Raw genomic sequence first — 19,933 nt, forward strand, 5'->3', positions numbered from 1 at the left:
ATTTTCCATCGTTTCATGCGCTTGGTTTAACTCATCAACTAACATATAAAAATCCCTACCAACAAACGTTGGTAGGGATTATTACGCAATCTTAGGATCGTTCAAGTACCTTAAACGATCGGCATTACTGCTTCAATGCAGGGCGTTTAGTCATAATGATTAAATGAAGTAATTAAATTTGCTCAGCAACAATTACATCATCTTTCACAGACAGTGTTATCACTTTACCCGGAACAAATTTACCTGATAACAAGTCTTGCGCTAATGGGTTTTCAATATATTGCTGTATCGCACGTTTCAATGGACGCGCACCATAAACAGGATCAAATCCAGCTTCAGCAATCATATCTAACGCACTGTCTTCAACATCTAGACGGAAGTCTTTTTCAGCAAGGCGTTTTTTCAATCTCTCAAGCTGAATACTTGCAATATTCTTGATATTTTCTTTACCCAGTGGATGGAACACAACGGTTTCATCAACACGGTTAATAAACTCAGGGCGGAAGTGTTGTCCAACAACTTCCATTACAAGTGCTTTGATCCCCTCATAGTCAAGGTTTCCGAAATGCTCTTGAATACGATCTGAGCCCAAGTTCGATGTCATGATGATCACCGTATTACGGAAATCTACTGTTCGACCTTGACCATCAGTTAAACGACCGTCATCTAATACTTGAAGTAAGATATTGAACACATCAGGGTGTGCTTTTTCGACTTCGTCCAGTAATACTACTGAATATGGACGACGACGAACCGCTTCTGTTAGGTAACCACCTTCTTCATAGCCGACATAACCTGGAGGCGCACCCACTAGACGCGCGACTGAGTGTTTCTCCATAAACTCGGACATGTCGATTCGAACCATTGCTTCTTCACTATCAAACATAAAGTTTGCCAGTGATTTACAGAGCTCTGTTTTACCTACACCTGTTGGGCCTAAGAATAAGAAAGAGCCAATTGGACGTTGCGGATCAGCAAGACCTGCACGGCTACGACGAATAGCATTCGCAACAGCAACTACCGCTTCATCTTGACCAATGACACGATGGTGTAATTCGTCTTCCATACGAAGCAATTTATCACGCTCACCTTCAAGCATTTTTGATACAGGAATACCTGTCGCTTTTGATAAAACATCGGCAATTTCAGTATCAGTCACTTTGTTTTTCAACAAGGTCATTTCTTGCATTTCTGCTTGCGCGGCAAGATCTAGCTGCTTCTCTAACTCAGGAATACGACCATATTGTAACTCTGACATACGGTTTAAATCGCCAGCACGGCGAGCAATTTCCACATCAGTACGTGCTTGTTCAAGCTCTGCTTTAATATGTTGAGTACCTGACAGTGCTGCTTTTTCAGCATTCCACACTTCTTCAAGCTCTGCATATTCGCGCTCTTTTAGATCTAGCTCTTCAAGCAAATCACTGAGACGTTTATTACTTGCGGCATCATCTTCTTTTTCTAGCGCTTGCTGTTCAATCTTAAGCTGAATAATACGACGCTCAAGACGATCTAATGATTCGGGCTTTGAATCAATCTGCATACGAATGCTTGATGCCGCTTCATCAATAAGATCAATTGCTTTATCAGGTAACTGACGATCTGAAATATAACGATGTGACAATGTTGCTGCTGCTACAATCGCAGGATCGGTAATTTCTACATGGTGATGAAGCTCGTAACGCTCTTTCAAACCACGAAGAATTGCAATGGTATCTTCAACACTAGGTTCATCCACCAGCACTTTTTGGAAACGACGTTCAAGTGCCGCATCTTTCTCAATATACTGACGGTATTCATCTAATGTTGTAGCACCGACACAATGAAGCTCACCACGTGCCAATGCAGGTTTTAGCATGTTACCGGCATCCATTGAGCCTTCGCCTTTACCCGCACCAACCATAGTATGAATTTCATCGATGAACAAAATCACACGGCCATCTTCTTGCGATAATTCGTTAAGTACCGCTTTTAAGCGCTCTTCAAATTCACCACGGAATTTTGCACCCGCAATCAATGAGCCCATATCGAGAGAAAGGACACGCTTATCACGCAAGCCTTCAGGTACTTCACCGTTAACAATGCGTTGTGCTAATCCTTCAACGATGGCTGTTTTACCAACCCCAGGCTCACCGATGATCACAGGGTTATTTTTGGTACGGCGTTGCAATACTTGAATAGTACGGCGAATTTCATCGTCACGACCGATAACAGGATCTAATTTGCCCTGCTCTGCACGTTCGGTTAAATCGATCGTGTACTTCTCTAGAGCTTGGCGATTTTCTTCAGCATTAGGATCATCGACTTTTTGTCCACCACGAACTTGATCAATCGCTTGTTCAATATTTTTCGCCGTTAAACCTAATTCTTTAAATAACTCACCCAATGGGCCTTTATCTTCAGCTGCCGCTAAAATAAACAGCTCAGAAGAAATAAATTTATCTTTCCGCTTTTGTGCCAACTTATCGCACATATTAAGCAGTACGCCCATACCATGTGAAAGCTGAACTTCACCACCAATACCTGTTACTTTAGGCATGCGGTCTAATAGCTCAGCTAAGCGTGAACGTAACTGGGTAATATCGATGTTCAAAAGGGTGAGCAACGGACGCACGGTACTACCATCTTGATTAAGCAAAGCCACCATAAGGTGTGCAGGCTCGATATACTGATGGTCTCGTCCTAGAGCCAGCGACTGAGCATCAGATATTGCCGATTGAAATTTGCTGGTGAATCGGTCAAGACGCATAAGTTCTCCCAATAAATATAAATAAACTAATGCTATATATATGGATACTTAACAGGTATTTTTCAACTCTATAAATCGCAATATAATGCTGCAAAAAAAAAGCGAGCGATCTTTATGAAGATCACTCGCTTAGCAATAATTAACGACGTTAACCAATTACGTGCTATTTGTTATCCGCTAACCAAATCAATGAGGCCTGACGACCTGTTACCGCTTGTCGTCGATAGGAATAAAACTGCTGTTCATCAGTAAAAGTACAATACTCTCCACCATAAACAGCAGTGATACCTAATCGATTCAAACGCTGCTTTGCTAGTAAATACAAATCAGCCAACCATTTCTCACCATGCGCAGTAAAAGCACATTCGGCATTCGGATCGGCAGCCATAAATTGTTCTCGCACTTCACCACCGACCTCAAATGCGTTAGGCCCAATAGCTGGACCTAACCACGCCATAATATCGGCTGCGTTACAGTGAAATTTTTCCACTGCGTGCTCAATCACACCTGTAGCCAGTCCTCGCCATCCGGCATGAACCGCAGCAACTTCTGTTCCTTGCTTATCGCAAAATAAAACAGGTAAACAGTCAGCAGTCATGATGGCACAGGCTAATCCCGGAGAACGAGTAAAGCTACCATCAGCATCTGGTACTGATGAAAGTTCAGCATTAAGCTCAATCACATCAGCACTGTGGATTTGATTCAACCATGCAGGAGAATCCACAAGACCACAATGTTGTTTCAACAATTCACGGTTTTGATTAACAACAGCTTCATCATCCCCAACATGTAGCCCTAAATTCAATTCATGATATGGAGCTGCACTAACACCACCTAAACGGGTCGTACTTATCGCGCGCACATGTTTCGAGGCTGGCCAGTTAGGAATAATGACTTTCATTAATAATCGTCTTCGTTATTTTCTTGCGTGTCTTTACGCAAAATATCAATCATTGCCACCATATCAATTGGTAGCGGTGCATGCCATTCCATCTTCTCACCGGTGATCGGGTGATCTAATCGCAGCATACGTGCATGCAGTGCTTGTCGATCAAACGCACGCAGTGCCTGAATAAATTCAGGAGATGCATCACGTGGCGGACGAGGACGACCACCATAAATCACGTCACCAATTAAAGGGTGGCTCATGTATGACATATGAACACGGATCTGGTGCGTACGGCCCGTTTCAAGACGTAATACAATACGTGTATGTTCACGGAAACGTTCAGCAACACGGTAATGGGTGATCGCATCTTTACCCATTTCATGTACTGCCATACAGATACGCTTAGTTGAGTGGCGACCAATTGGCTTTTCAATCGTGCCACCACCTGTCATCTGACCGATAGCTAACGCTTCATACTCACGCGTAATCTTACGCTTTTGTAGTGCACGAACTAAACGCGTTTGTGCTTGAATCGTTTTAGCAACCACCATTAAACCGGTAGTATCTTTATCCAATCGGTGAACGATACCCGCACGTGGAACTTCAGCCAGAGATGGGCAATGATGCAGCAATGCATTCAGAACCGTACCATCTGGCGTACCCGCGCCTGGGTGAACAACAAAGTCACGAGGTTTATTGATAACAAGAATGTCATCATCTTCGTAAACGATGTCGAGAGGAATATCCTGTGCAACCCAACGCACTTCATCTTCGATCTCAGCTTGGATAAATAGCTCTTCGCCACCCATCATTTTTTCACGAGGTTTCTTGACGACATCGCCATTCACTGAAACCATACCGTTTAAAATCCAATCTTTAATGCGCGAACGCGAATAATCTGGATATAATTGAGCAATAACCTGATCCAGGCGCATGCCTAATTGGTTTTCACCAACTGTGTTTGTCAATTCTATTTGCTGTGCCATAGCGAACTTTTTAAAAAAGCGTGAGACTAATTGTCATACGCTGCGTAAAATGGACCAAGCTTTAAACTATGCTTGATGTAACCTATATAGTGTCATTGTATCTGTTAACGGCTCTAACCGTAATGGATCGAGCAAAATAAAATTTTTATCAAGGAAACTAACGCCGCAATGAAACGCCTGACAATCACGACTCTTCTTGCCGTAGCCCTTCTTTCAGGCTGTTCGAGTAAAGAAGAAGTAATACCAGATGTGCCACCATCAAACTTATATGCATCAGCACAGACCGCTTTGCAAAAGGGAAATTGGACATCGGCTATCGAACAATTGGAAGCGCTAGATTCACGTTACCCATTTGGTGCTTATTCCGATCAAGTACAGCTAGATCTTATTTATGCTTACTATAAAAGTGATGATTTAGCACTAGGTGAAGCAACGATTGAACGCTTTTTACGTTTAAACCCTGATAATCCACAAGCTGACTGGGTTGTGTATATGAGTGGTTTAACACATATGGCTCAAGATCGTAGCTTTATGCATGATATGTTTAATATCAATCGATTTGACCGTGATCCAACACCATCACGCCAAGCCTTCAAGGATTTTAAATACCTTTTAGAGCGTTACCCTGAAAGTGAATATGGTGCAGATGCTAAAGCACGTATGATCTTTTTGAAAAACCGTTTAGCGAATTATGATTTAGCTACTGCGGATTTCTATATTCGTCGTGGAGCATGGATTGCAGCAATTAACCGTTGTCAGCAAGTACAACGTTTATACCCTGATACGGAAGCTGCACGCCAATCATTAGCGCTGGAAAAAACAGCTTATGAAAAGCTAAACTTGCAAAAAGAAGTTGAACGCACCGATAAATTAATGAAATTAAACCCAGCCAACTAACCAGTAATGCACTTTATTTCATAAAAAAATGGCAGCTTAAAAATAAGCTGCCATTTTTTATATTTAAAATAGTGTTTAAATTTTAACATTAATTAATGATTTTTATCGCTACACTGACTAGTTACAATGACTAAAAAACACTCATCGCATTAAAATTATTATATAAAAGCCCTAGTTAGCACTAGCCACCAGCATTTCACCTTCCTTCATACTGCCTTAAATATTATTCTCACCTCAAGTACTTTTTATAAACTTTTTTGCTACAAACCCAAGATGATCACAGATTTTTTTGCTGATAATTATTAAAGGCTATAATGTGACACAGGTCACATTATTAAGTTCTAGATTTAGTAATCTGAATTCAACCCAACGAAGGGTAGCAAACGAGGAAGATAATTATGACATTAGAAATCACTGGTAAAAACATCGATATCACCCCGGCTATCCGTGAGCGTTTTGAATTTAAGTTCAATAAGTTAGAAAAACTTCAGGTGCCGCTAATCAAAAAACACGTTGTGATTAGCAAAGAGCCAAGCAAGCAATTTAAAGTCGAGGCTGCAGTAAACATTGCCGGAGGACAACTCGTTGCTTCTGCAGAGCATGACGACCTGTTTGGTGCTATTACAGAGCTTTACCAGAAGCTTGACCGACAGTTGAAAAAACAAGCTCACAAACCTAATGCTCGTCGTGCGAGCCATAGTGGAAAGCCAGAAGTGGCTGAAGACGAAGTAGAGCTAGATGAAGTTGAGTTAGACGACGCATACTAGAATATCATAAGGATTTTTAAAACAGCCCCGCTTATGCGGGGCTGTTTGTTTTAAGCAATACTGTTCTGATTATCTCAACATAACAATAGGGATCTTCCCTTATTATTTCCATTCTTAGCACTAGCCACTAATCTACTTGACAATAAATAGTGTGCTGCATAATGTGGCTAAAGATAAAAAATGACCAATTCGCTTATATCATCAAAGCTTATCTATTCATCAACTCTTTCATATCAGTTCACATTAGCATGATATGAAAGGTAAACAACGATATAAGCTATCGCTATACTCGGAAATCAGATAGGGACGCCAATGACCGATACTCGCTATTCTCTCGATGACATTCGTCAAAATGTCAGTCGTATTGATAACGCTTTACTTGAACTACTGGCAGAGCGAAGAGCGCTTAGTTTAGAGGTGGCTAAAAGTAAAATTAGCACCGCAAAACCTGTACGCGATCAAACACGTGAACACGAATTACTTTTAAAACTGATAGAAAGTGGCAAGCGTCATCAATTAGATGCTCAATATGTTACGCAGATCTTCCATACCATAATTGAAGACTCCGTATTATTTCAACAGGCTTACCTACAAAAACTCGCCAACCCAGATAGTGCGAATCCAACTGCTCGTGTCGCTTTTCTTGGTGCTAAAGGCTCATACTCTTACTTAGCTAGCCGAAATTATTTTAGCCGTAAACAAACCGATCTAGTTGAGCTGAGTTGTTCTACTTTTCGCGATATTTTCAATACTGTAGAAACAGGTAATGCTGATTATGGTGTCTTACCAATTGAAAATACCAGCTCAGGCTCAATCAATGAAGTGTATGATTTATTACAACACACAAGTCTTTCTATTGTGGGCGAGATAACCCAACCTATCGAACATTGCCTACTTACAGCTGTCGATACGAAACTTGAACATATTGATACCTTGTATTCTCATCCACAGCCACACCAACAATGTAGCGAGTTCCTTCATAGTATGGGGAGCATAAAACAAGAATATTGTTCAAGTACCGCTGAAGCGATGGAGCAAGTTGCAGAGCTAAAACAACCGAATGTTGCAGCTATTGGTAATGCATCTAGCGGCGAATTGTATGGTTTAACCTCCATTAAATCAGATATTGCCAATCAGCAAGAAAACTTCACCCGCTTTATTGTCGTAGCACGTAAACCTGTTGATGTGACATCCTTGATCCCAGCAAAAACCACTTTAATTATGTCGACAGCACAAAAAGCAGGTTCATTGGTTGAATGTTTACTGGTGCTGAGAAATCTTAATATCAATATGAGTAAGCTGGAATCACGCCCTGTTATTGGCAACCCATGGGAAGAAATGTTCTATGTGGATGTTGAGGTCAATCTTAAATCAGACGTGATGCAACAAGCGCTAGAAGAACTCACCCGCCTAACTCGCTTTATTAAAGTATTAGGCTGTTATCCAAGTGAAAATGTCGCGCCAACAGAAGTTGAGCTCCTCGACTAAAAAAAGTACGAATAACAAAAAACCCGTTATGACATTCTCTTTCAAGTAATAATGACATAACGGGCTCTTTTATTTTGAACTATCAGAAAATTAACTACGATTTACGGTGAGTTGAATCGTTCGCCTGCCTAAGCAGTCCCTGGCTCTCTGCTAAAAAATGTTCAGCGTAATCGCCAAACCATCCTGATACCTGACCAAAGGCTTGTTTAAACGCATCTTTGTCTTGGGCATCTAGCATTTCAATCGCTTCACCAAAGCGCTGATGGAAACGTTTGATCATCGCAATATTCTGTGGTGCCGACATAATAATGTCACCGTACAATTGCGCATCTTGAGCAAATAGACGCCCAACCATCGCGAGTTCTAAGCGATAGATTGGTGAGCTTAACGACATTAACTGCTCTAGCTTAGGATCTTCTTCTGCAAGATGAACACCGTAAACAAACGACGTAAAGTGACGTAATGCTTGGATCAAAGTCATCCCCTGATCGTGCTCAATCGCACTAATACGATTTAGCGTTGCGCCCCAAATTTGAAACTGCTCCAACAGCCATTGGTAGCTTTCTGGATTTCGCCCATCACAATACACAATAACCTGTTTCGCAAGGCTTGGAATATCAGGACCAAACATTGGGTGTAACCCAACTACAGGGCCTTTATGCACTTCTAACATCGCTTGTAATGGACCACTTTTAATCGATGTTAAGTCAGCAAGTAAACAGTCTTTAGGTAAATTATCGAGTTTCGCAATCACCATCTCTGTTAAATGGATAGGAACAGAAACAACGACCATACCTGCATCATGCAATATTTCATCGGCACGATCCCAATCTTGGCTACCTAATGTTTTAACTTGGTAACCCGACAGTTCAAACAGACGACAAAACAATTTACCTAACTGTCCATGGCCACCAACAATAACAATTGGTCGCAATTGTGGATTTAAACATTTAAAACCAGAATCGTTTTCACTCGAATAAGATTCACGCATCGTTCGACGAAGTACATCTTCGATAAGATCCGCAGGGACCCCTTGACGTTCCGCCTCTTCGCGACGAGATGCCAACATTGCTGCTTCACGATCTGGGGCATAGATCGGTAAGCCATGCTGACTTTTAACGACGCCGACCTGCTCAACTAACGCGAGTCGTTGAGCCAATAACTCAACCATTTGACGATCTACATCATCAATTTGATCTCTTAATTTGCTTAACTCAGCAACCATGATTTCTTTTTATCCGTAATTATTTAATTCGATCTTGTAAGAACGGCACCAATTCCTTATGTGCCTGACGCAATAATTTCTCGGTGGTGTCCCAACTAATACATGCATCAGTTATCGATACGCCGTACTTCATTTCATCTCGAGGAAGATCGGCACTCTGGTTCCCTTCATCAAGATGGCTTTCGATCATCAACCCTATAATAGACTGATTTCCTTCTCGGATCTGATGAATTACATCTTCAGCTACCAAAGGTTGGCGACGATAATCTTTACGAGAATTAGCATGGCTACAGTCTACCATTAAGGCTGGTGAAAGACCTGATCCGACCATCTCGTTTTCACACTCTCTAACTGACACTGAATCGTAATTAGTTTGCTTACCACCACGTAAAATAACATGACCGTCAGGGTTACCTTCCGTATTTAGCAGTGCAACTTGTCCATCAGGGTTAATTCCCATAAATTTATGACCTGACGCTGCCGCTTGCATCGCATTAATCGCTGTTGCCAGGCTACCATCAGTACCATTTTTAAAGCCTACTGGCATTGATAGCCCACTTGCCATTTCACGGTGGGTTTGTGATTCCGTCGTACGTGCACCAATGGCTGCCCAACTAAATAAATCACCTAAATATTGCGGACTAATCGGATCAAGTGCTTCGGTCGCTAAAGGAATGCCCTCTTCAACTAAGTCAATTAATAGCTGACGGCCAATATGCAAACCTTCTTCAACAGCAAATGAACCATTAATGTGCGGGTCATTAATTAAGCCTTTCCATCCAACTGTAGTGCGTGGTTTTTCAAAATAGACTCGCATCACAATATAGAGTTGATCGCTAAGCTCTTCTGCCAACTGCTTTAACTTCTGCCCATAAGCTTTTGCTTGCTCAACATCATGAATCGAACAAGGTCCACACACGACCAATAAACGATGATCGCGCTTATGAATAATATCGGCGATAGTTTGACGTGATTGCTCCACAAAAGACAACGCTTGTTTAGAGGCAGATAAGTCTTGTTTCAACTTTGCTGGCGTAATGAGAACGGATTCATCTTCGATATGAACGTTATTGAGTTGGTCTTTTTGCATAGTGGCATCCTTGTCATTGATTCGTTAGCGCGAAACACAATCCCTGTTTCGTTATCACTATATCCATTAGTAACATTGTGCCAACAAACATAACAAGTCTTAATGACCTATTGCAATAGTGCTGTAAATAAAAAACACCACCTGTAAATAAATATTTACAGGTGGTGTTTTGGTATAAGAAAAACACTTTTATCGCTAGCTTAAACGTTATTTAAAATAATAATAGTTGCAATAAAGTTGCTTTAAATGAGCCTATTTACTTAAAAGCGTGGCTCCATTGTCCCATAGCGTTCAAACCCTTGCTGCTATTTAGCTTTAAAAAGTGGGACCTCACGACGATATTCACAAATTCCCCAATTCACTTTTCCTTGCTCACCTAGCTGCAATACATGTTCAATAGAGCAGTAATTATCACGACCTTTATTATAACCTTGCAGATACTCTTGATGATTAGGTGTTTCCATCGCGTCATATTTATCTGAGATTTTGTGTAGTTGTTAGCGCAATTCAACCACCAGCACCGTCATAGAAACCGAGCTGTTCAAAGTTTCCTTTGCTGATTAAAGAGGACTGTGTGACAAAGCCAGATAGAAGCACAACAGAAGAGAGAGTCAAAAGAGGAAGTACTTTTATAACTTTTCCTTGGTTATCAAATCGAGGAGTTTTGAGAAGCAAAAAACGTAGTGTTATTCAGCCTCTAACTCGCTATGAATTTTATACAATATGTTCTCAATTTAACCTAGCATAATAGTGCAAACATTATACTTAATTAGAGTCTGTTCAGTAAATATACAGCGCTTTTCATCTGTTTAAATACTCATTCCCCCTAAAGCTACCCAATTGATAATTTACAGATATAAAAAAGCCCACCTTTCGGTGGGCTTTCGATTAAACGTCAAGCGTTTAAAGCTATTACTTAGATAGCTTCTCACGGATACGTGCTGATTTACCAGAACGCTCACGTAGGTAGTACAACTTGGCACGACGTACTGCACCACGACGTTTAACAGTAATGCTGTCAACTACTGGAGAGTGAGTTTGGAACGCACGCTCAACACCTTCACCGTTCGAAATCTTACGAACAGTAAATGCAGAATGTAGACCACGGTTACGGATTGCGATTACAACGCCTTCAAAAGCCTGTAGACGCTCACGGTCACCTTCTTTTACCTTAACTTGAACAACAACAGTGTCACCTGGTGCGAAAGTCGGTAGGTCTGTTTTTAGTTGCTCTTGCTCAAGAGCTTTAATGATGTTACTCATTTGGTATATACCCTAGAATAAACTGATACTAAATTAATTAAATGCTTGCTTTATGTTCGCGGATAAATTCCGCTAGCAAGAATTCCTGATCGTCAGTCAGAGCTAGGTTTTCCAGGAGCTCTGGTCTTCTTAGCCATGTACGGCCTAGCGATTGTTTTAATCGCCAGCGACTAATCTCTTTATGATTGCCAGACATTAATACCGAAGGTACTTCCTGCCCGTCCAATAATTCTGGTCTTGTGTAATGAGGACAATCTAGCAAGCCATTTGCAAAAGAATCTTCTTCTGCTGACGCAAAGTCTCCCAGTACGCCCGGAACAAACCGAACAACTGCATCCACCAACGTCATAGCAGGTAGTTCACCACCCGTTAACACAAAATCGCCGATAGACCATTCTTCGTCTACCTCTTGTTGGATAATGCGCTCATCAACCCCTTCATAGCGACCACAAATAAGAATCAGATTCTCATTTTGCGCTAACTCCTCAACACCAGCCTGATCCAGCTTACGGCCCTGAGGGGAAAGGTAGATTACTTTAGCCTTACCTTTTGCAGACTGTTTGGCAGTGTGAATGGCATCGCGCAAAGGCTGTACCATCATCAACATACCCGGTCCACCACCGTATGGTCGATCATCTACCGTACGATGTTTGTCGAGCGTAAAATCACGAGGATTCCACGTATCAACAGTCAAAAGGCCTTTTTTTACCGCCTGGCCTGTTACCCCAAAATTGGTAATGGAAGAGAACATTTCAGGAAAAAGGCTGATTACACCAACCCACATGTTACTCACCTTATTACCGGAGGTTAAAACTCAGGATCCCAGTCAACTTCGATCCGCTGAGCAGTGCGATCAATCAACTTGATGACCTGCTCATCGAGGAACGGAATTAATCGTTCCTTCTGCCCGAAAGCATCTTTTAAATTCGCCTTAACAACTAACACGTCGTTTGAACCTGTTTCCAGGATGTCTGTCACCTTACCTAGGTCGTAACCTTCGGTAGTGAATACAGACATACCAAACAACTCACGCCAGTAGAATTCTTCATCTGACAATGCTGGTAATTGCTCAGCCAATACAGCGACTTCAGCGTTAGTGAAAACTTGGGCATCCTCGCGGATATCCATACCTTCTAGCTTAGCCACCAGACCTTGGCCATGGCGTTTCCATGATTCAACATGGATCTCTTTCCACTCACCTTTAACTTTAATAAGCCAAGGGATGTAAGAGAAAATGCTTTCAGATTGTTCGGTGTAGGAAAAAACTTTGAGCCAACCCTTGATACCGTAGGTGGCACCCAGTTTACCGACAATAATGTGGTCTTGGTTTTTATTGCTCATCGTTTCTCTTCTACCTTAATAATCAAATTAAGCTGCTTTCGCTGCATCTTTGATTAGTTTTGCTGCGCGGTCAGTCACAGAAGCGCCTTGACCTACCCAGTGGTTTACGCGATCTAGGTCTAAACGTAGACGCTCTTCTTGACCCTTAGCTAGTGGGTTGAAGAAACCGATTTGCTCGATGTTACGACCGTCACGTGAACAACGTGAGTCAGCAACAACGATTTGATAGAATGGACGCTTCTTAGCGCCGTGACGTGCCAAACGAATGGTTACCATATCGTCCTCTTTGCATTACTGTAAATTAAATTGGCCCCGCTTAAAAAACGGGGCCCGTGCCAAAATAAAGCCTCGGAATTTTACTCTTTAGAACGACGAATGCAACTGCTTTAGTTACTTTTTCGCCAGTAAAATAACCAATAGACTTTAAAATCTTTTAAAATTATGGGATTAGCGTCCAGGGAACATTCCGCCACCAGGCATCATACCCTTCATTTGGCGCATCATATTCTTCATTCCACCCTTTTGCATTTTCTTCATCATCTTCTGCATTTGGGTAAATTGCTTCAATAAACGGTTCACATCTTGTACTTGTGTACCTGAACCTGCAGCAATACGCTTTTTACGTGAACCTTTGATAAGTTCAGGATGCGCACGCTCGCCTTTGGTCATTGAATTAATGATAGCTTCCATTTGAACGAACACTTTATCGTCCACTTTATCTTTCACATCAGACGGTAGTTGTGACATACCCGGAAGCTTATCAAGCATTCCCATCATACCGCCCATGTTTTTCATTTGTTGAAGCTGGCTACGGAAGTCTTCTAAATCGAAGCCTTTTTTGTCTTTGAATTTCTTCGCCAGTTTTTCCGCTTCTTGCTTATCAACGTTACGTTCTAAATCTTCGATTAAAGAAAGAACGTCACCCATACCTAAGATACGAGAAGCAACACGGTTTGGATGGAACGGCTCTAGCGCATCAGTTTTTTCACCAACACCTAAAAATTTAATTGGCTTACCGGTAATATGACGTACTGATAACGCAGCACCACCACGGGCATCACCATCCACCTTGGTTAAGATCACACCCGTTAGTGGCAATGCATCATTAAAGGCTTTAGCTGTGTTTGCCGCATCTTGACCTGTCATGGCATCAACCACGAACAATGTCTCAACAGGATTTAATGTTTTATGGACGTCTTTAATTTCATCCATCATCTCTTCATCAACGTGAAGACGACCCGCTGTATCGACAATCACCACATCGTAGAATTTAAGCTTACCGTGCTCAAGCGCCGCTTTTGCGATCTCGACAGGTTTCTGCTCTACGTTTGATGGGAAGAAATCAATACCAACATCACCCGCTAGCGTCTCAAGCTGCTTGATTGCCGCAGGACGGTATACGTCGGCAGAAACAACCAATACTTTTTTACTATCACGCTCTTTTAATAGCTTACCTAATTTACCGACGCTGGTTGTTTTACCTGCACCTTGTAAACCTGCCATTAAAATAACTGCAGGCGGTTGGCAACTTAAATCCAAGCCTTCGTTTTCTTCACCCATCACCGCTTCAAGTTCAGCTTGAACGATTTTGATGAATTCTTGACCTGGCGTTAAACTTTTTGATACTTCAGTACCAACAGCGCGCTCTTTTACACGCTTAACGAATTCACGAACAACGGGCAGCGCAACATCAGCCTCGAGTAATGCCATGCGCACTTCACGCAAAGTATCCTTGATGTTGTCATCCGTAAGGCGACCACGGCCGCTGACATTTTTAAGCGTTCGCGATAAACGCTCGGTTAAATTTTCGAACATGTGGTGCTACTCGCTCGTTACGCAACTCAATTAAAATTGCAAAATCACTAAAATTGGTACAAGTATACCGTAAAAAAACCTTCGTTTTCATGTAATCCTCTGTCACTTTTAGGTATTACGTTGGCGGTGAAGGTTTGAGCAAGGTATAATTGCATCTCTAAAACCTTATAAAATAGCCATTAGTTACTACGGAGCTATCTCATTTATTATGGATATGTTACTTGCTATTCCAGCAGTTGGCTTTTATCTCATTGCACTGTTGCTGGTTATTCCAGGACTTGCTAACAATAACGGCATAAAAGTTACCCCTGTTTTTGCCGCAGCCTGTATGGCAATTATTTTTCATATCCTACTGCTTAAAGATCTTATCTTTGCAGGTGCCGGACAAAACCTCAGTATTCTTAACGTTGCTTCGTTAATCAGCGTAATTATTGCCTGCTTGACTACAGTAGCAATGTTAAAAATGCGGATTTGGTTTTTATTACCCGTCATATACAGTTTTGCTGCTATTAATTTAGCGGCTTCAGCTGTATTGCCCGGTGCTTTTATTACCCATTTAGAAGCACATCCGCAAGTATTACTGCATATTTCTCTTGCTTTGTTCTCATATTCAACCCTTACAATTGCGAGCCTATATGCTATTCAATTAGCATGGCTTGATCATAAGCTTAAACATAAAAAGAGCTTAGCAATGAACCCTAATATTCCTCCATTAATGATGGTTGAACGCCAACTTTTCAAGATCATTATTGTTGGATATGCGTTATTAACCGTAACCTTGCTCACAGGCTATCTATTTATTAACGATATCATAGCTCAAGGTAAAACCCATAAAGCGATACTATCATTATTAGCTTGGGGTGTTTACAGTGTCTTACTATGGGGACATTACCAAAAAGGTTGGCGTGGACGCAGGGTAATTTGGTTCAGTCTCGTTGGTGCATTTCTACTCACCCTAGCTTACTTTGGGAGCCGATTCGTGAAAGAAATCATCATTGGCATGTAATTACTATTACCCATCATATCTTATATAGAATATTTCTATAATTACAATACTTATAATTTTGCCCTCTATACGAGGGTTTTAGCTTGCATAAAACATTAAGGGTTACGACTTTTGGACGAGATCTCCACAGGTGTACTATTCTCTCTACTTATTTTAATGATCGTTCTATCAGCTTATTTCTCCAGCTCAGAAACAGGCATGATGGCACTAAATCGCTACAAACTACGCCACATGGCCAACCAAGGCCATAAAGGAGCTAAACGTGTCGAGAAACTACTGTCTCGTACAGATCGCTTAATTGGCCTAATTCTGATCGGTAATAATTTAGTTAATATTTTAGCATCAGCGATTGCGACTATTCTTGGTATGCGCCTTTATGGCGATGCTGGTGTGGCGATTGCAACAGGTGCACTGACTATTTTAATCCTTGTCTTTGCAGAAGTAACTCCTAAGACGGTAGCTGCGCTCTATCCTGAACGTGTCTCTTATGCCAGCAGCATCATCTTAAACATTTTAATGAAAGTGCTTTACCCATTAGTGTGGTTTGTTAATGGGATCACCAGTGCGTTTCTTTTCATTTTAGGATTAAAGAGCAGTAATAACAGTTCATCTAAATTGAGCTCAGAAGAATTGCGTACCGTTGTTAACGAAGCCGGCGGCTTAATCCCTCGTCGTCACCAAGATATGCTGTTATCGATTCTTGATTTAGAAAATGTCACAGTGGAAGACTTAATGGTACCGCGCAGTGAGATCGCAGCCATTAACGTTAATGATGATTGGAAATCAATAGTCCGCCAACTAAGCCATTCAGCGCATGGTCGTATCGTACTTTACCGTGACAATATTGATGAAGTGGTTGGTATGTTACGTGTACGTGAAGCCTACCGCCTGATGATGGACAAAAACGATTTCAGTAAAGAAAACCTATTACGTGCGGCTGATGAAGTCTATTTCATTCCAGAAGGTACCCCACTGAACACCCAGCTTTTGAAATTCCAACGAAATAAAGAGCGTATTGGTTTGATCGTCGATGAGTACGGTGATATCCAAGGCTTAATCACGGTAGAAGATATTCTTGAAGAAATCGTAGGAGAATTTACAACGTCTATCACACCAACATTAGCAGAAGAGATCACTGCGCAAAGTGACGGTAGCTTGATGATTGAAGGCAGTGCCAACATTCGCGATTTGAATAAGAGCCTAAATTGGAAACTGCCAACTGATGGCCCTAGAACCTTAAATGGTTTGATCTTAGAACACTTAGAATACATTCCAGAAAATCAGGTCAGTATAATTATTGCTGATCATAAAATGGAAATAGTGGAAGTATCCGACAATATGATCAAGTTGATCAAGGTATTACCCGACAATCCGTAATAATACATAAAAAAGCCGACATGATGTCGGCTTTTTATTCTCAGTTGTTTACCCATAGACTTATTTTACTGTTAGCTCTTGTAGCATCGTTTCTGGGAGTGCCAACTCATTATTTAAGTTAACAGAGATCCCTTGCGCTAAGATCGTTTGAGCAATTTGCTTCGCTTCATCTAATGAGTGCATGTCATAGGTTCCACACTGGTATTCATTCAGCTCTGGAATTTGATTTTGTGATTCCACTTTCAACACATCTTCCATTGCCGCTTGCCAGCTTGCAGCAACTACTTCTTCAGTCGGTGTGCCGATTAAGCTCATGTAGAAACCAGTGCGACATCCCATCGGCGAGATATCGATAATTTCGACATTATTTGAATTAAGGTGCGCACGCATAAAACCAGCATAAAGATGCTCAAGAGTATGAATTCCACGCTCACTTAAAATATCAACGTTTGGACGACAAAAACGTAAATCAAACACCGTAATGGTATCGCCTTTTGGTGTTTGCATGGTCTTTGCAACACGTACTGCTGGCGCATTCATTTTAGTATGATCAACAGTAAAACTATCGAGTAATGGCATTATTTGCTTCTCCTTGCACGTCAATCCTGACTTATTCAATTATTGGTACTTTTTCTGTATTCGCAACTTGTTACAGTCTAAAACCACCAGCTTCTATTACTTTCTAATTCTTTACGGCACTGCTTTAACTGCCAACCATAGTTCTTTGATTGCTGCTCTACTTTACGCGCAACCTTGGTTAGCCATGGCTTTTTCCAATATGTTCCACGCTTAAACCCACCTCGACCTTCGTGATAAGCCAAGTACTGACGATAAGCATCCCATTTAGAAATCCCTAACTGACGTTGTGTTTCATGGGTATACCAACCAACAAATTGTAATGAATCGCCGAAATCAGTACGTGAGCCGCCATGACCTGTGTGCTTTTGAAAATCCTCCCATGCAGGATCTTGCGCTTGTGCGTAACCATAAGCACTGCTTACACGTCCCCATGGAATAAAGCCGAGTACATAATTTTTCGGTGGCTCAGCATCATGACGGAAGCTGCTTTCTTGTTTAATGATCGCCATCGCCACATTGATGGGCGTCCCCCACTCTTTTTGCATATCAACGGCATCATCATACCAACTCGGATATTGACGAAAAATATTACAAATATTCGATTGGTCTCGTGGTGGTGCAGAAGCACACCCTGAAACAATGAGGGTTATTCCGAACAACAAAAATAAACGAAGAGATCGCTGCATATATCACTCACATTCCATTAAAGACGTTTACCAAGTAATACATTATATAGGGATAGAGATTAACAGTAGCTAAAGAAGAGGTTTCATCATCCATGTAAAATGTATCTATCAATAAAAACTAAAAATAATAAGCTGGAACCATCCGGCTCCCAGCTTTTATTTGTTTGAAAGAAGACACTCTTTTGTTGTTACTCTTTACATGCCAACATGAATATCGGCAAAGTAATTATCGAGATAATCATCAAATGATACGGTGTCATCATGTTCGATCTGTTGCTGTTTTTCTACCGAATGATGTACTTCTTGTTCAAATGTATTGGCATCATAAAAACGGAATTTTTGTGCTTTTAAGCTTTCTGCATGTTGCGCTGCTAACTTATAGCCAAGATTACCAATACCTTGATCTGCTTTAATTTGCTCAAGCAATTGCGCTGATAGTGTACGTTCAGGATGATGGATCCAACCTAATAAACGCTCGCATGTTTGTTGGTAAAGAGTATTACCGTTTAGCTCATCAATAGTTTTCGCGACTTGCTCCAATTCAGCAAAGACACGCGCCCCCCAATCTTGCAAGCTTAAACGCTCACCAGCACAGCCGATCTTAAGCATCAATTCTGGGTTACGACCGTCAACCACAACACGGTTCCAGTTATCACGCCAACAAGCAAGCTCACTATCATCCATATCAGCAGATGGTGTTAATACCGCCCACGTTAGGAATAAATCAAGGAAACGTACCTGATCTTCACTGATACCAATCGGGCTAAATGGGTTTACATCTAACGAACGAACTTCGATATACTCAACACCACCACGCTTTAGTGCTTCTGACGGCTTTTCACCACTTTTCGTTACTCGTTTAGCGCGAATTGGCGCATAAAGCTCATTTTCAATTTGTAGTACATTGCTGTTTAGCTGACGACGTTCACCATTAACAACCACACCAATGTCAGCAAACTCTTTTGACGGAGTATGAATCGCTTTATTTAAGCCTTCTAGGTACTGTTCAAGGCTATTAAAACCAATTTTCAGTGAGCTTTGCGCATTATTGGTGTAGCCTAAATCACTTAAACGTAATGCTGTTGCATTCTCTAAGTAATAGGTACCTGTACCCACTTTGCTAAATGATTCCTTCACTTTGTCGTCTTTAATAAAAGAGCCACAAAGTGCAGGAGACGCCCCAAATAAATAAGGAATTAACCAACCGAAACGATAGTAATTACGGATCAAACCAAAGTATGCATCCGACACCGATGCTTGACGTTGCTCTAGTGTTTGCCCACCCAATAAACCATCCCAAAAACTATCTGAAAATGAGAAGTTAAAGTGAACACCGGAGATGATCTGCATTACGCTACCATAGCGATGCTTTAAACCTTCGCGGTAAAGCGTTTTCATTCGTCCGGTATTCGATGAACCGTATTGCGCTAAGGTAATGTCATCTTGTGAGCCAACAAAGCATGGCATCGACATTGGCCATAAACGCTCACCATCCATTTTACTTAAGGCAAATTTATGGATATCTTCAAGTTGCCATAACAACTGATCAACGTCGGTTGATACTGGTGTAATAAATTCCAACAATGATTCGGCAAAATCAGTTGTGATCCACTTATTGGTTAGCGCAGAGCCTAATGCCACGGGATGAGGTTGTTGGGATAAATGCCTGTCAGCAGTAATTCGAAGTGACTCTCGTTCAAGTCCACGCCCAAACTGGGTTAATGCATCAGCATGAGTAGAAAGCTGCTGTAACCTCTGTGAAAAATCCATCAAGG

Annotated in this window: 19 protein-coding genes; 5 read left to right on the top strand and 14 right to left on the bottom strand. The window is 41.4% G+C overall.

What is annotated here, in order from left to right:
* Nucleotides 1–172: 172 nt before the first annotated feature.
* The 3 genes from clpB to rluD all read right to left on the bottom strand — a co-directional run bounded on the left by clpB (nucleotide 173) and on the right by rluD (nucleotide 4,624).
* Nucleotides 173–2,749 (bottom strand): ATP-dependent chaperone ClpB, encoded by a 2,577-nt coding sequence (gene clpB / locus C9J41_RS20750; protein WP_107208714.1) that lies wholly within the window; start codon nucleotides 2,747–2,749, stop codon nucleotides 173–175.
* A 163-nt stretch (nucleotides 2,750–2,912) separates the two neighbouring features.
* Nucleotides 2,913–3,650, bottom strand: coding sequence for a peptidoglycan editing factor PgeF (gene pgeF, locus C9J41_RS20755; protein WP_045130760.1), 738 nt, complete (start codon nucleotides 3,648–3,650; stop codon nucleotides 2,913–2,915).
* Nucleotides 3,650–4,624 carry a 23S rRNA pseudouridine(1911/1915/1917) synthase RluD gene (gene rluD, locus C9J41_RS20760; RefSeq protein ID WP_005371544.1) on the bottom strand — a complete coding sequence of 325 codons (975 nt, stop codon included), beginning with the start codon at nucleotides 4,622–4,624 and terminating at the stop codon, nucleotides 3,650–3,652. Before rluD ends, pgeF begins: the two co-directional genes overlap by 1 nt.
* Nucleotides 4,625–4,792: 168 nt before the next feature.
* On the opposite strand from rluD, the gene bamD reads away from it, so the two are divergent.
* The 3 genes from bamD (at nucleotide 4,793) to pheA (ending at nucleotide 7,776) form a co-directional block, all read left to right on the top strand.
* Nucleotides 4,793–5,521 (top strand): outer membrane protein assembly factor BamD, encoded by a 729-nt coding sequence (bamD, locus tag C9J41_RS20765; RefSeq protein WP_107208712.1) that lies wholly within the window; start codon nucleotides 4,793–4,795, stop codon nucleotides 5,519–5,521.
* 398 nt (nucleotides 5,522–5,919) lie between these two features.
* Entirely contained in the window at nucleotides 5,920–6,288 is a 369-nt protein-coding gene (gene hpf / locus C9J41_RS20770) for a ribosome hibernation-promoting factor, HPF/YfiA family (protein WP_107294973.1), read from the top strand.
* 312 nt (nucleotides 6,289–6,600) lie between these two features.
* Nucleotides 6,601–7,776, top strand: a complete 1,176-nt coding sequence (pheA, locus tag C9J41_RS20775; protein WP_107208711.1) for a prephenate dehydratase — start codon at nucleotides 6,601–6,603, stop codon at nucleotides 7,774–7,776.
* A gap of 94 nt (nucleotides 7,777–7,870) precedes the next feature.
* Here the strand turns inward: pheA and tyrA are convergent, their stop codons facing one another.
* The 8 genes from tyrA to ffh all read right to left on the bottom strand — a co-directional run bounded on the left by tyrA (nucleotide 7,871) and on the right by ffh (nucleotide 14,510).
* Nucleotides 7,871–9,001, bottom strand: a complete 1,131-nt coding sequence (gene tyrA / locus C9J41_RS20780) for a bifunctional chorismate mutase/prephenate dehydrogenase (RefSeq protein ID WP_107208710.1) — start codon at nucleotides 8,999–9,001, stop codon at nucleotides 7,871–7,873.
* Between the two features lie 19 nt (nucleotides 9,002–9,020).
* The gene (locus C9J41_RS20785) at nucleotides 9,021–10,091 is read right to left on the bottom strand and encodes a 3-deoxy-7-phosphoheptulonate synthase (RefSeq protein WP_107294974.1); all 1,071 of its coding nucleotides are present in this window, start codon (nucleotides 10,089–10,091) and stop codon (nucleotides 9,021–9,023) included.
* A 305-nt stretch (nucleotides 10,092–10,396) separates the two neighbouring features.
* Complete coding sequence (locus C9J41_RS22090) at nucleotides 10,397–10,555, bottom strand: DUF2799 domain-containing protein (RefSeq protein ID WP_233220427.1); 159 nt, start codon at nucleotides 10,553–10,555, stop codon at nucleotides 10,397–10,399.
* Nucleotides 10,556–11,003: 448 nt separating this feature from the next.
* The gene (gene rplS / locus C9J41_RS20795; RefSeq protein WP_005371532.1) at nucleotides 11,004–11,354 is read right to left on the bottom strand and encodes a 50S ribosomal protein L19; all 351 of its coding nucleotides are present in this window, start codon (nucleotides 11,352–11,354) and stop codon (nucleotides 11,004–11,006) included.
* Nucleotides 11,355–11,391: 37 nt separating this feature from the next.
* Nucleotides 11,392–12,138 carry a tRNA (guanosine(37)-N1)-methyltransferase TrmD gene (trmD, locus tag C9J41_RS20800; protein ID WP_107208707.1) on the bottom strand — a complete coding sequence of 249 codons (747 nt, stop codon included), beginning with the start codon at nucleotides 12,136–12,138 and terminating at the stop codon, nucleotides 11,392–11,394.
* Between the two features lie 23 nt (nucleotides 12,139–12,161).
* Complete coding sequence (rimM, locus tag C9J41_RS20805) at nucleotides 12,162–12,695, bottom strand: ribosome maturation factor RimM (RefSeq protein WP_107294975.1); 534 nt, start codon at nucleotides 12,693–12,695, stop codon at nucleotides 12,162–12,164.
* Between the two features lie 27 nt (nucleotides 12,696–12,722).
* Nucleotides 12,723–12,971 (bottom strand): 30S ribosomal protein S16, encoded by a 249-nt coding sequence (gene rpsP / locus C9J41_RS20810; protein ID WP_005371529.1) that lies wholly within the window; start codon nucleotides 12,969–12,971, stop codon nucleotides 12,723–12,725.
* A gap of 171 nt (nucleotides 12,972–13,142) precedes the next feature.
* Complete coding sequence (gene ffh / locus C9J41_RS20815; protein ID WP_005371527.1) at nucleotides 13,143–14,510, bottom strand: signal recognition particle protein; 1,368 nt, start codon at nucleotides 14,508–14,510, stop codon at nucleotides 13,143–13,145.
* Nucleotides 14,511–14,718: 208 nt separating this feature from the next.
* On the opposite strand from ffh, the gene C9J41_RS20820 reads away from it, so the two are divergent.
* Nucleotides 14,719–15,516, top strand: coding sequence for an inner membrane protein YpjD (locus tag C9J41_RS20820; protein WP_107291436.1), 798 nt, complete (start codon nucleotides 14,719–14,721; stop codon nucleotides 15,514–15,516).
* A gap of 111 nt (nucleotides 15,517–15,627) precedes the next feature.
* Complete coding sequence (locus tag C9J41_RS20825) at nucleotides 15,628–16,893, top strand: HlyC/CorC family transporter (RefSeq protein ID WP_107208705.1); 1,266 nt, start codon at nucleotides 15,628–15,630, stop codon at nucleotides 16,891–16,893.
* A gap of 60 nt (nucleotides 16,894–16,953) precedes the next feature.
* Here the strand turns inward: C9J41_RS20825 and luxS are convergent, their stop codons facing one another.
* From luxS to gshA, 3 genes are all read right to left on the bottom strand, one after another.
* Nucleotides 16,954–17,472 (bottom strand): S-ribosylhomocysteine lyase, encoded by a 519-nt coding sequence (luxS, locus tag C9J41_RS20830; protein ID WP_107262002.1) that lies wholly within the window; start codon nucleotides 17,470–17,472, stop codon nucleotides 16,954–16,956.
* Between the two features lie 77 nt (nucleotides 17,473–17,549).
* Entirely contained in the window at nucleotides 17,550–18,158 is a 609-nt protein-coding gene (locus C9J41_RS20835) for a hypothetical protein (protein WP_045084408.1), read from the bottom strand.
* Between the two features lie 195 nt (nucleotides 18,159–18,353).
* Nucleotides 18,354–19,928: a glutamate--cysteine ligase gene (gshA, locus tag C9J41_RS20840; RefSeq protein WP_107294976.1), complete on the bottom strand. Its 1,575-nt coding sequence runs from the start codon at nucleotides 19,926–19,928 to the stop codon at nucleotides 18,354–18,356.
* Nucleotides 19,929–19,933: the final 5 nt, after the last annotated feature.

This window comes from Photobacterium sp. GB-50, from assembly GCF_003026755.1.
Lineage (GTDB): Bacteria > Pseudomonadota > Gammaproteobacteria > Enterobacterales > Vibrionaceae > Photobacterium.